Here is a 12,994-nt window from a genome sequence, read left to right on the forward strand (position 1 = left end):
TATCGTTCCTGCAATCTTGAATAGTGCAGTAACGTTTGGTTGAATTTTTTCTTATTCCACAGTCCGGTCATGATATCCCGTTCATTCTTCTCTTTGAGTTCTAAAATCGCGTTATAGTGCTCAGAGATATCACTGAATGAATACACATAATGACTGATCTGTCTGATGGAACCTTCAAGAGCCCGGACTTCAACTTTACAGACATGAGGTGGCTCTTCATTACCGATCCGCACCTGGCCTTGCCATTCGCCACTCGTTTTGAGTTGTCTGAGAATATTTTGGTACTTTGCTTTGGCAGGTTGTAAATCGAGAATATTTTTCCCTTGGATTTCAGACTGTTCGGTGCCAAAAAGCTCACAGAAACGTATATTGGCCCGAAGAATGATATGGTGCGCGTTGGTTAGAGCGACTGCAACACTGTTATCGAGCACAACCTGATTGAACGTTTGTTCCAGCCGGTTGATTAAATAACTTTCCCATAGTAGGGCAAAAAAACCGGCAATAATGCCGAAGAAGAGCAACAACATAATGACGGTCATCTGGATTTCTTCATCTCTCTGAGCAAAGCCTTGCTTAATGAGGTTCTGCGGATACATCGTCAGCAGTGTCATATCATGACTATTACCGAATAGTGAAGCCTGAAATGGTTGAAATACATATAAACCATCATCGGTTTGGAGGCTGCCGGATTGATAGGGTGTTTGATGAATATATTCCCATAATTTGGGATTCTCATAAGCAAGGTTGATGTTTTCCCGCTCTTTGAGCAGCCGGCCAAAGAGTTTATTTTTATGATTACTAAGAATGTAGTACCCACTCTTATCAATAAAATCAACCGAGTAGCCGAGATCATTGGCTGTGATATTTTTGATAATGCCTAATACTTCAAGATTAGCAATGAAATAACCCAAGCGTCGTTGATCATAATCGATTGGATAGATCATGCGAAATCCCGGTTTGTATGGGGTTACGATTTGGCCGAATTCTCGTTCCAGATCGATACCGAAATAACCCTGCTCTCCTGAAGCGAGTCGTTGTGCGTAATAAAAATAATCTCGTTTCCCTTTATACTGTAACGCATTGTCCGGAACAATATAGGGTTGACTCATCTGCGGTGTATAATCGACACGGATGATTTCTTTCCCTTGATGATCGAGGTAACGTAACTGGTAAAAAAATTCGACATTCGCAGCAGTCAGATACCATTGATTTTTAAGATAATTACGATAGGTCGGATTGCCTGTTTTTGCGAAGTCGAGGAGCAGGGGAGATTGGCTCAGTTGTGCAAAATTTTGTTGGATGAGCTTACTCAGTTGGGTCGCTTTGGCTTCAACATGTTCAAGATATTGTTGACTCTGTGTTTTGAGCTGTTGAACAAAAAACTGATGGGCTTCATGGCTGAGGTGGAGGTAGTATCCGAAAGGGATTACGGATAGACATAGCCATATGAATATTATCTTTCTGATGGTTCTTCTTGCTCTTTTCATTATGCCACTAACTGACTATTTATTTCTTAAAACTTAGATCAGGATCAGCGAGGATACCAGAGAGTATGGGCTGTTTTTGGTGATTATCTGGCTACTTTGACTAATTCTGTTGGTAAAACAGACTGGTGGAAAATCCCCGTGACAAAGTGTTATCTCCCATTTTTCTTGGAAAATCTGCCAGTGGGCGGATTTCGAGCAGAAGCGCTTTCAAAAATAGTAAGGAAGTGAAACACAGGGGTCGGTTTTATGGATAGATTTCGTTACACTCGACAGGATTGCTGATCTATAACAGGAGGCGCTGTGTTTCCCCTAATCTTATTTTTGTTTATTGCAGTTCCAATCATTGAGATTGGTTTATTTATTCAGGTTGGTGGGTATCTGGGATTGTGGCCGACCATCGGTTTGGTGTTGATCACTGCGTTTGTCGGGGCATCTTTGGTACGAAGTCAGGGATTACAAACCCTGCTGACTATGCAACAGCGACTTCAGGATGGCGAACTACCGGCTCAACAAATTCTGGAAGGGGTGCTGCTGGCGGTTGCCGGGGTACTGTTATTGACTCCGGGCTTTATGACGGATCTGATGGGGATGTTTGTTCTGCTTCCGGGACCGCGCGCGATGCTGGCACGTAAACTGATGGATAAAGTCGTCATTCAAGGAAATGTCCAACAGCCATTCGGTCCCGAAGGACCTCATGATCGGCAATCTCATCGCGGCAACACGTACGAAGGTGAATATGATCGCAAAGACGACGATGACGATCATGATAAATTGAATTAACGTACAACGGCATTTAGAAAATCACTAAAAATAAAAAAATAGGCGTCAATTTCATGTTTCACATTGCATTATATTGTCCGAATATTGCCCAAAATACGGGGAACATCATTCGGTTATCAACCAACAATGGTTGTCATCTTCACCTGATCGAGCCGTTAGGGTTTGATCTTGAAGAAAAAAACCTGCGCCGAGCAGCACTCGATTACCGAGATATGGCGAAGGTGAGTGTCCACCCGAACTACGAAACATTTTTAGCTGCGATTGGTGATCAACGAATCTTCGCACTGACGACCAAAGGTTCCAGACCTCATGATGAGCCAACCTATCAAGCTGGCGATGTATTGCTATTTGGATCTGAGACAGCTGGTTTACCGGATGACATCCGCAATGGTTTCCCTGAAGACCGCAGAATCCGGATCCCCATGCTGCCTAACGCGCGTAGCATGAATCTCTCTAATTCTGTAGCTGTTGTAAGCTACGAAGCGTGGCGTCAACTCGGCTTCCCCGGCGGGAAGTAATTCATGACCAAATCTTTCACAATTCTGAAAGTCGGCCAGATGAAGCGGCCCCATAAAGTCGGACGTTTCTGTTAAGCGGCTTGTAAGGCCTGATTTCGATATTCAATCGGAGTCAGGCCTTTTAGTTTTGGCTTGATCGAGCAGCACAAACCGAGACTATTAGGTTGATGTATCTAAGGGCAGTGTGATGGTAATCATCAGTCCGCCCATTGCGCTGCGACTGGCTTGAATCGTGCCACGATGTTGGCGGACGGCATTTTCGGTAATGGCGAGCCCCAGTCCAGTCCCTCCGCTGTGGCGTTCTCTTGTGGTTGAAACGCGATAGAACGGCCGAAATATGTTAGCGAATTCATCATCCGGCACACCTTCGCCATTATCTTCGACACAGAGGGTCAACTGCTGTGGTGTGTCACTAAAGGTTACCCGAATATGATCTTTGCTGTAGTAGATCGCGTTACGCACGATATTTTCGACAGCACTCATAAGCTGTTGTGGGTTGCCCGATATCCGTCGCTCCGGAATTGCTGAATAGGTAAGCGTCTTGACCATCTGTTCTGCTTCGAAGACGGCATCTTCAAGCAAAGCTTCCCATAAACTGGACAGGGGTTGGGTCTCTTGACTTGAGTGACTGTTGAGCTGCATTCTGGACAGTTCCAACAGCTCGCCAATCATCTGTTCCAAACGTTGGGCTTCGGTATCAATTCTTTCCAGTTCAGGGCTTGTCCCTTGTTTGCGATTGGCGAGTGCTGTTGCCATCCTTAAACGGGTCAGCGGTGAACGAAGTTCATGAGAAATATCGGATAAAAGCCGTTGCTGTCCTGAAATCATTTCATTAACGGCTTCGACCATATGGTTAAAGCTCTGCCCGGCTTGACGAAACTCAGTGGTTCCCTGTTCTAGGGAGCGATCAACCTGAAACTCGCCTTGAGCAACACGTTGTGATGCCTGAGCCAGCTTTTGAGCCGGTTGGCTTAATGCCCATGCCAGCCAGAGCAGTAACGGTGTACTAATCAACATGACCACCAATAACAGAGAAATCGGGTGGTCCAGCAAGCGAATAAAAAATGGTGGCAGTTGATTGTCAGGGAAGGCGACGTAGAGTAACAACGGCTGCTGGGCAAGATGAATCGGCATCGGGCCTGTCATCAGAAAATGGCCGTACAGGCGTTGCTGAGGTTGTTCGGCCGATTCGATGCCGGTGAGAAAATTTTGGAGAATCCGGCTGTTGATCATCTGATTGCCATTAACCATCAGAATGTTATCTGCCATATCGGTCAGAAACAGATAAGGCTTGTCCGGATTATCCCGGAGTGGTTGAGAATGCATATTGTGTCGAGGGGGGCGGATAAACCGGGCAGATAACGTTCTGAGAATAATAGTGAGGTTTTGCTCCCCGGCAAATCTGGTTTCAAGGTTCTCTTTGATTGCGGACAGACGTTGACGCTCCGAATCGGGTAAATCTCTGGCTTTTCTCGGGTCAAGATTCGGCAGCAAAAGCACAACGATCAAAATCAGGAACATCGTGAACCAGAAAATGGCAAAAATCCGACCATAGAGGCTGTTTAACTTGGGAAGATGCATTAGTCCTCCGTAATCATCAGGTAGCCGCGTCCGCGCAGTGTTTTGATTCTCTCCCGACCATCATGACGGGCCGGGAGTTTTTTCCTCAGGTTGGAGACATGCATATCAATGGCGCGGTCAAATGCCGCCAGTCGTTTACCAAGCACGTCCAGACTCAGGGTCTCTTTCGTGAGCGCCTCTCCCGGATGCTGAACAAAGTGTGTGAGTAGTGCAAATTCTGTGGTGGTTAACTCAAGCAGTTCATCGTTGCAGTACGCTTCTTGTTTTTTGGGGTAGAGGCGTAAGTCCTCACACTTGATCACTTCACTCGATTTATGAACCGGTGCTTGTTGGGTGCGACGGAGAATGGCACGAATTCGCGCCAGTAGTTCCCGGTCACTGAACGGCTTTGGCAGATAGTCATCAGCACCAAGTTCAAGACCGATTACCCGATCGATTTCTTCGCCTTTGGCGGTCAGCATGAGTACAGGTGTTTGAGCATATTGAGAAGAGGAACGGATTTTTTTCAGCGTTTCTGTCCCATTCAGTTTGGGCATCATGACATCCAATAAGACGATGTCTGTCTGTTCGTCCAGCATGTTTAGACCAGCTTCCCCATCATGGGCTTCTGCAACACTGAATCCTTCAAAGCTAAGCACTTCGTTGAGTAGTGCGGTTAACTCAGTATCATCATCAATGATTAGGATATGGGGCATCAGTTGTTCTCCGCTGTGTTCTATGAATATGTTGTCTTTGCAAGCCGGTGACTTTTACCAATAGTTTACCTTTAAAATTCACGGATAAAGATCGTTTGGTGCCTCATTTACACTCTTTTACCGATGCTATACACCAGTTGACCTTACAGAATATAAGCTTAATTTACTGATACACGAAAGGCTGATGATGATTCAGTCTGTCCACCAAGAGGTAACAGAGATGAGTACTTTAACAAAAGTAATATTGGCAGCAGTTGTTCTCCCGTTAACACTCGGCAGTATGACTGTTTTTGCCGGATACCAGAACCATCATGGCGGTGGTTATTGGGGGAATCAACGTTTTGAATGCCAACGTTATGATCCCCGTGGGATGTTGCGATCATTTAACCTTACATCGGAACAGCAAAATCAACTGACAGCACTGCGACAAAAACATTGGGAGCAAAGGCAGGCCCGGATGCAAGATTTTCATCAAAAGATGGTATCGATTGTAACGGCAAAAAATTTTGATGAGCAAGCCGCTCAGAAACTGGCTGGCAAAATGGAAAATGCGCGCGTTGACGGATTTGTAGAGATGATGCGTCAACGGCATGACATGCTGAGTATTTTGACTCCAGAACAACAACAACAATGGCAAAAAATGTTTCAAGAAAGGCCTTACAACAATATGACCGGACCCGGTCAAAGCGGTGGTGGCGGTAATGGCCCTGGCTTCATGATGAACCAATGGTAGGGTAGCATCCGCGATTGTTGAGTCGTGAGCATTGTGAAAACAGCATGTTATTGGATAGCGTTGTGTAAGACCAATGACGTCAGTGAAGAAAGAGGTGACAGTGATGCGCCTCTTTCTTGCAACTACTATCAATAATTATTATCACTTTCATGTTGAAAATCAGTCAATTATCTTACCTGTCGATGAATAAACCACCTGCAATGAAGCTGATTTCGTTATATAGTTAATCATCAGTGATGACATTCATTCAGAGTTTTTTGATGCACACAAATTATATTCGTTTAGTGAAATCAGCAGCATGGAGTGCGACCATTGTCGCGATGACGCTGCTGATAATTAAAATGTTTGTTTGGTGGCATACCGGCTCAGTCAGTTTACTCGCGTCGGTAATTGACTCTTTGCTGGATATTGCTGCATCGGTGGTCAATCTTTGGGTGGTTCGTTATGCGCTTCAGCCGGCGGATCGGGAACATACATTTGGTCACGGAAAAGCAGAATCTTTGGCTGCACTGGCACAGGCGATGTTTATTTCGGGCTCCGCCTGCTTTCTGCTGCTCAACGGGGTTGACCGTTTCTTCCGGCCTCAGCCGCTACAAACACCGGAGCTTGGGATTTATGTCAGTGCGCTGGCGATAGTGGTGACCTTCCTGTTGGTTCGGTATCAAAAATATGTGGTTCGTAAAACAGGGAGTCAGGCGATTGCTGCGGACTCCTTGCACTATCAGTCTGATTTATGGATGAATATTGCGATTATGATCGCATTAGCAATGAGCTGGCAAGGGGTGACCCAAGCCGATGCGATTTTTGCCGTCGGGATAGGTGTTTATATTTTATATAGTGCCTACCAGATCATTCACGAAGCAATTCAGACGTTATTGGATCGCAAACTGCCGGATGAAGAAATCAGTCACATTCGTCAGTTGAGTTTATCCGTTGACGGGGTATTAGGGATTCATGGATTACGCACGCGAATGTCCGGTCCCGTTCGTTTTATTCAGCTTCATCTGGAATTAGATGATCATTTACCGCTGATTCAGGCACATGAGATTTCTGATCAGGTTGAAGCGTTATTACTGGCGCAGTTCCCCGGTTCCGATGTGCTTGTTCACCAAGACCCTTATTCTGTGATCCTGAAATCAGAATATGAGCAAAAAGTGGCAGAATGGTCGTAATGAATGGCAGAGACATGCTGACTGAGGTCGTGTATTGGTATCACATCCGTTGAGAAGCAGATAACCTGAAAGCTGTGTTTCAGGTTATCTGGATGACTTTCTTTTCCGATATCAGAACTTAGCTTCTAGCCTAATGCCCGAATAGTCAGAATAACCGCGTAGCATGATTGAGTAAGTCCCCGCAGCTGCGCGATCAAACGAGCATGACTCATTATTCCCCGCTTTGTAAGGACGGCAATCATAAGAACGGGTTCCTGCTTTCGCACCGTACTTCACATAAAGGTCGGCATCACCTTGGCCGCCCGACATCGAGATCGTAAAAGATCGGGATTCAGTCAGTTCGAATGTATACCAGCTTTGGCCTGATGCCTGTCCACTTAACCCGGTCAGTGGCTGACCGACCTTCAAAACCGGCTCCTGTGGTTGTTCCACGGTTGAATTTGCCATTTCTACAATATAGGCGAGGCCGAGCCGGGCAAATTTTTGTGCGTGCTTTCCTTCACGGTCAGAATTGGAGAGCGTATCCCGTGGAGTATGAATATTCGGGTTGTATTCAGCGAATTTTGCTTCGAAAGGCATCGATGCAGGATATCCGGCACCATGCCATGATGCGTGATCCGAGCAGCCATAACCACATCGGTCAAAGCCGTATTTCAGGCTGGGGAGATATTCATCGAGCAGCTGTGCCAAGAATGTATTCAGGTTGCTGTCGGTATAATCGGTCATGAAGACAATATCTTCAGCAGAACCGGGATAGTTTGTCATGTCCAACTGGAGGGCGGAAAGCACGTTTTTGCCGTCATTCTTATATTGGTTGGCGATATCCTGAGAGCCGCGTAACCCAACTTCTTCTGCCGCATAAGCCATGAAAGCAACGGTACGTTTCGGTTGAAAGTTGTTTTCTGCCAGTACCCTGATGATTTCAGTCACACTGGCGATGCCTGATGCATCATCATCCGCACCGGGAGCAACGCTTTGAGCGTTGGTTCCTGAACCTATTGTGGAATCCAGATGACCGCCAATGACTACGATTTCGTCGGGTTTTTCCGAGCCTCGAATGGTTAAAATAACGGATTTCTGCTGATAACCTGAGTGGCTCACCTGCTGAACGGAGGCATCGCGCCATGCGGAGGCTAAACCTCGCCATTCATTGGCAATCCAGTTAGAGGCTTGTGCCCCGGTGAGGGTCGTATAGAAGCGATTCGTAAAGTCCGATAAGCTGGTGATTGTATCGGTAATTTGCTCCGCGCTGATGAGTGGGATCAACGGTTTGACAATATCTTGTTGATGAATGCCAACCGCAGCAAATGAACTGCTGGTTAATGGCACCCGGCTCGCTTCAACAGCACTTTGTTTGGAATCATGAACAATATAACCGCCGCAACGGTGATGTTCTTCATGCATGTTGTGCGATAGCTCTGCAAGATCTTGTTGATCAACTTGTCCAACCCAAACAAGAGGATTATCAACAATAGATTGAGTCTGAATCGGTTGAGTGACAGATTCCAGCAGCGTACCTTTTGCATCCGCGCCAATCGATATCCAGACTTTGTTGTCGTCAGTCTGCAAATTTTCTGCCGCAATGAGCGATGTACTGAACAGTGTCAGTATGACGGCCAGACTGGTTTTCGTGTATTTCATTATCCTGATCTCCCTATCGTAGGCGCTTGATCTGAGTGGTAAAAGGCCTTAAAGGCCAGCGTTACTAAACTAACAAAACAAAGCAAGATTAGGGATGAATCAATGCAAATTAATTCATAACCATAATGTAAACAACAGTGAGCATAAGAATGTTAATAAATGTTTACATTATTTATATTTATGTAAATGATTATGCAAATGTGAGGGAAATATGACCTGCCGGAAATCCTGTTATCAGGGGAGGGCCGTGATTTTTTAGATTATTTTGTCTTCAATATTGGCTGTTACTATTGTTGATTCGCATAAGAAAAAAACTATACCCTGATGTGAATCAACAAAGAGTAATGACAAAATTGCAATACTCATCCACAATATGAACACTTAATCTTCAGTGCAAAAAAAGATCGAGTAACTTTGCAAAAAAAGTGACATGATGTGCTGAGAAGATCGGTTTGTTTTGACATAAACAACCGGATACAACTATCTATTAGAATGACATTCCCAATATTTTAGAGGGTGAGCATGATTAAAAAGATCGGGATATTAACAAGTGGCGGCGATGCTCCAGGGATGAACGCTGCGATTCGTGGCGTTGTACGCACTGCATTAGGCGCTGGTTTAGAAGTTTTCGGCATCTATGATGGCTATCTGGGGCTTTATGAAGACCGGATTGCTCGCTTAGAGCGTTCGAGTGTTTCTGACGTGATTAACCGAGGTGGTACATTCCTTGGTTCAGCTCGTTTTCCTGAATTTAAAGAGGTTCACGTTCGTGAAAAAGCGATTGAGAATCTGAAGAAGCATGGTATCGAGGCGCTGGTTGTCATCGGTGGTGATGGTTCTTACATGGGAGCCAAGAAGCTGACAGAGATGGGATATCCATGTATCGGCCTGCCAGGCACGATTGATAATGATATTGCCGGCACCGATTATACTATTGGTTATCTGACCGCTTTGAATACCGTCATTGATGCCATCGACCGCTTGCGCGATACATCATCATCTCATCAACGGATTTCTATTGTTGAAATCATGGGACGTCATTGTGGTGATTTAACACTCATGTCAGCCATCGCTGGTGGATGTGAATATATCATTACCCCGGAGACGGGATTGAATATGGATGAGCTGATTTCCAATCTGAAAGACGGCATCGCGAAAGGTAAAAAACATGCCATCATTGCGTTGACTGAGCTGATGATGGATGCCAATGTTCTGGCCAAGAAGATTGAAGAAGCGACAAAACGTGAAACACGAGCAACTGTGCTTGGTCATATTCAGCGTGGTGGTCGTCCAACAGCGTTTGACCGTGTTTTAGCGTCTCGTATGGGGAACTATGCGGTTCATCTTCTGCTGGAAGGTCATGGTGGTCGTTGTGTCGGTATTCAGAAAGAAGATCTGGTTCACCACGATATCATCGATGCGATCGAGAATATGAAGCGTCCTGTCCGCAAAGATTTGTATAAAGTTGCTGAAGAACTGTTTTAAGGTTTTTTCGTAGCACATATTAATAAAGACCGCAGTGTGCGGTCTTTTTTTGTATCGGATATTAAGTCGGATTCTTTTGGTTAACGGGAGTCTCTTCTGATGAGAGTCTCTCGATGTTTAATATCGAGAGACTGATAGTGTATATCAGACAATCCACATCCGTTCTTCCGGATCTTTTCTGTTCAGATAATGCGTCGATTGAATTCGACGAATTGTCCGGCATTTGCCGCGGATGAGCAGGGTTTCGGTGACGGCTATATTCCCTTGACGAGTGACGCCATCCAGTAAGTCGCCTTTGGTGATTCCCGTTGCGGAAAAAATCACATTATCACTGCGGACCATATCTTCCATCCTCAGCACTTTACCGGCTTCAACCCCCATTTGCTGACAACGTTCAGTTTCCTGCTGTCCGATCTGGCGGTTTTCAGCGGTATCCCCTTTTACTTCGTGACGAGGCAGAAGACGACCGTGCATATCACCGTCTAAGGCACGAATGACGGCTGCAGAGACCACGCCTTCCGGTGCGCCGCCGATACAATACATGACATCCACTTCACTATCGGGCATACAGGTTAAAATTGAGGCTGCCACGTCACCATCGGGCACGGCAAATACGCGGACGCCCCATTGTTGCATTTCTGCGATGACTTGCTCGTGACGAGGTTTAGCCAACGTAATCACGACCAGATTATCCAGTGATTTACCTAATGCTTGCGCGACATGTTCGAGATTCTGTTTAAGAGGCTGATTGAGATCGATACATCCTTTGGCTCCCGGCCCGACGACTAGTTTTTCCATGTACATATCAGGTGCTTTCAAAAAGCTACCTTTTTCCGCTGCTGCCAATACGGAGAGCGCATTCGACTGCCCCATGGCTGTCATGCGAGTTCCTTCTATCGGATCAACTGCGATATCTACTTCATCGCCTCCCAAACCGACTTTCTCGCCAATATAAAGCATCGGGGCATCATCAATTTCCCCTTCTCCGATGACAATCTCCCCCGTGATCTCGGTCTTATTCAACAGACTCCGCATGACTTCGACAGCTGCACCATCCGCTGCACTTTTATCACCGCGCCCAAGCCATTTATACCCGGCTAAAGCGGCACCTTCGGTCACCCGGGAAAAGGCCATTGCTAAATCACGTTTCATGTGAACTCCATCTTGACGGAAAACTGAGAAATTTGCGTCGAATTTTAGCATATCCCGACGAAAACGTTTGCTGAAATGCTTGCGGATTATTGCATTTGATCAAAGCGGTCTCAGATCTTCAGCGCTATTTCGGGGCTCAAGAGCGATTGAACCCGTCACGAAGAACAATAAAAGTAAGAATTGTGTCAATTCACGTCGGTTTTTTAATCGAATGGTGAAAATATTCAATATAGAGCGTGTTTCTCCAGCCATGGCTGAGTAGAATGAGCAACTAGGTACAATCATTATTGCAAGCGCAGAATCGTAAAGGATATAAGCATGTCTTTTGAAGTGTTAGAGAAATTAGAAGCCAAAATTCAAACTGCCGTTGATACAATCACACTCCTTCAAATGGAAGTTGAAGAATTAAAAGAAGAAAAACAGAAATTGATTGAAGAAGCGACTCAGCTGAAAACCAGCCGTGATGAACTGGAACAGCGCGTACAGGACATTCAGCAAGAGCAAACCGCATGGCAGGAACGCATTCGCAATTTGCTTGGTAAGATGGAAGATATGGAGTAAGGCTGGACCTTCTATCTCAAAGCGATTTGGTTCAAGCTTTCTATATCACAAGTGCGGTATCAAAAATAACGCGATATTAAAAATGCCGACGAGAATGTCGGCATTTTTGACGGGAGAGTTTGAAATACGTTTTATACTTGCGGCCGGATGCCCAGTGTATGACACAATGCATAAGTCATTTCTGCCCGATTCAGCGTATAGAAATGAAAGTCTTTCACCCCTTCACGACTGAGTATCCGGACCATGTCAATGGCTTGGCTTGCACCGACAAGCTGACGTGTCACCGGATCATCGTCTAATCCGTCGAATTGCTTATTCATCCATCCCGGTACTTTGACGTGGTTTTGCGCGGCAAAGCGAGATGCCTGTTTAAAGTTGGATACCGGTAGAATACCTGGTACGATTTCGACATCAATGCCGGCACTGACACAACGGTCCCTGAATCGTAGATAACACTCAATATCAAAGAAAAACTGAGTGATGGCACGATTGGCACCGGCATCAACTTTACGTTTGAGGTTCAGTAAATCAGCCTGAGCACTTTTTGCTTCCGGGTGGACTTCAGGAAAGGCTGCGACAGAAATATCAAAGTCATGACGGGATTTGAGTAACGTGACCAGATCAGCAGCATACATATCCGGTTTACCGCCGCCCGGTGGAATATCACCACGGAGCGCAACAATGTTCTCGATGCCGTTGTTCCAGTAGTCATCGGCAATTTGAGCCAATTCATCTCGACTGGCATCAATACAAGTGAGGTGAGGCGCTGCGACTAAGCCTGTCTGGGATTTGATTTCTTTAATGATGGAATGGGTTCTGTCTCGCTCTCCAGAGTTAGCCCCGTAGGTGACAGAGACGAATTTGGGCTGTAAGGTTTTTAAGCGATGAACTGAGTTCCAGAGCGTTTCTTCCATTTGTGGTGAGCTTGGCGGGAAAAACTCAAAAGAGACATTGATGTCTCCGGATAATTCACTAATATTTTGATTCAGTGCATCAATATGTCCAGCATATGAGTATCCCATCTTCTCTCTCCCGTGAATGATGGCTAATCGGATAGTAATCGACGTTTAGACGTCTATATGTCTAGATATTCTATTGAATCGTTTTTCATGTCAACAATATAAAGATGAATATTATTCATGATTATATGAAGGCTTTTCACATCTCTTAGTTTAGAAACAAATAGTTT

At 45.5% G+C, this 12,994-nt stretch carries 12 protein-coding genes; 6 read left to right on the top strand and 6 right to left on the bottom strand.

Features of this window, described 5'->3' with window-relative positions; translation table 11 throughout:
- Positions 1-1,487, bottom strand: a 1,487-nt coding sequence (locus AC55NX_RS17305; RefSeq protein WP_496996866.1) for a PAS domain-containing protein, incomplete at its 3' end; no start/stop codon positions are given.
- A gap of 300 nt (positions 1,488-1,787) precedes the next feature.
- On the opposite strand from AC55NX_RS17305, the gene AC55NX_RS17310 reads away from it, so the two are divergent.
- Both AC55NX_RS17310 and AC55NX_RS17315 read left to right on the top strand, forming a co-directional pair.
- Positions 1,788-2,267, top strand: a complete 480-nt coding sequence (locus AC55NX_RS17310; protein WP_496996867.1) for an FxsA family protein — start codon at positions 1,788-1,790, stop codon at positions 2,265-2,267.
- 53 nt (positions 2,268-2,320) lie between these two features.
- Entirely contained in the window at positions 2,321-2,785 is a 465-nt protein-coding gene (locus tag AC55NX_RS17315; protein WP_496996868.1) for a tRNA (cytidine(34)-2'-O)-methyltransferase, read from the top strand.
- Between the two features lie 159 nt (positions 2,786-2,944).
- Here the strand turns inward: AC55NX_RS17315 and cpxA are convergent, their stop codons facing one another.
- Together cpxA and AC55NX_RS17325 are read right to left on the bottom strand one after the other, a co-directional pair.
- Complete coding sequence (gene cpxA, locus AC55NX_RS17320; RefSeq protein WP_496996869.1) at positions 2,945-4,366, bottom strand: envelope stress sensor histidine kinase CpxA; 1,422 nt, start codon at positions 4,364-4,366, stop codon at positions 2,945-2,947.
- The gene (locus tag AC55NX_RS17325) at positions 4,366-5,061 is read right to left on the bottom strand and encodes a response regulator (RefSeq protein WP_496996870.1); all 696 of its coding nucleotides are present in this window, start codon (positions 5,059-5,061) and stop codon (positions 4,366-4,368) included. Before AC55NX_RS17325 ends, cpxA begins: the two co-directional genes overlap by 1 nt.
- Before the next feature lie 220 nt (positions 5,062-5,281).
- Between AC55NX_RS17325 and AC55NX_RS17330 the strand changes: the two genes are divergently transcribed.
- Together AC55NX_RS17330 and fieF are read left to right on the top strand one after the other, a co-directional pair.
- The gene (locus tag AC55NX_RS17330; RefSeq protein WP_496996871.1) at positions 5,282-5,794 is read left to right on the top strand and encodes a Spy/CpxP family protein refolding chaperone; all 513 of its coding nucleotides are present in this window, start codon (positions 5,282-5,284) and stop codon (positions 5,792-5,794) included.
- Between the two features lie 260 nt (positions 5,795-6,054).
- Positions 6,055-6,966: a CDF family cation-efflux transporter FieF gene (fieF, locus tag AC55NX_RS17335; RefSeq protein WP_496996872.1), complete on the top strand. Its 912-nt coding sequence runs from the start codon at positions 6,055-6,057 to the stop codon at positions 6,964-6,966.
- Between the two features lie 111 nt (positions 6,967-7,077).
- Here fieF and AC55NX_RS17340 read toward each other — a convergent pair whose 3' ends face one another.
- Positions 7,078-8,607, bottom strand: a complete 1,530-nt coding sequence (locus tag AC55NX_RS17340) for a M28 family metallopeptidase (protein ID WP_496996873.1) — start codon at positions 8,605-8,607, stop codon at positions 7,078-7,080.
- Positions 8,608-9,129: 522 nt separating this feature from the next.
- Between AC55NX_RS17340 and pfkA the strand changes: the two genes are divergently transcribed.
- A complete protein-coding gene (pfkA, locus tag AC55NX_RS17345) occupies positions 9,130-10,092 on the top strand; it encodes a 6-phosphofructokinase (protein ID WP_059119682.1) in 963 nt (320 codons plus the stop codon).
- A 144-nt stretch (positions 10,093-10,236) separates the two neighbouring features.
- Here the strand turns inward: pfkA and glpX are convergent, their stop codons facing one another.
- Entirely contained in the window at positions 10,237-11,244 is a 1,008-nt protein-coding gene (gene glpX / locus AC55NX_RS17350; RefSeq protein WP_496996874.1) for a class II fructose-bisphosphatase, read from the bottom strand.
- A 318-nt stretch (positions 11,245-11,562) separates the two neighbouring features.
- Between glpX and zapB the strand changes: the two genes are divergently transcribed.
- Positions 11,563-11,805 carry a cell division protein ZapB gene (gene zapB, locus AC55NX_RS17355; RefSeq protein ID WP_038178743.1) on the top strand — a complete coding sequence of 81 codons (243 nt, stop codon included), beginning with the start codon at positions 11,563-11,565 and terminating at the stop codon, positions 11,803-11,805.
- A gap of 131 nt (positions 11,806-11,936) precedes the next feature.
- On the opposite strand, the gene metF is transcribed toward zapB, so the two are convergent.
- On the bottom strand, positions 11,937-12,827 hold the full coding sequence (metF, locus tag AC55NX_RS17360) for a methylenetetrahydrofolate reductase (protein ID WP_059119684.1): 891 nt from the start codon (positions 12,825-12,827) through the stop codon (positions 11,937-11,939).
- Between the last annotated feature and the right edge of the window lie 167 nt (positions 12,828-12,994).

It is taken from the genome of Vibrio rubrogenes, from assembly GCF_059641415.1.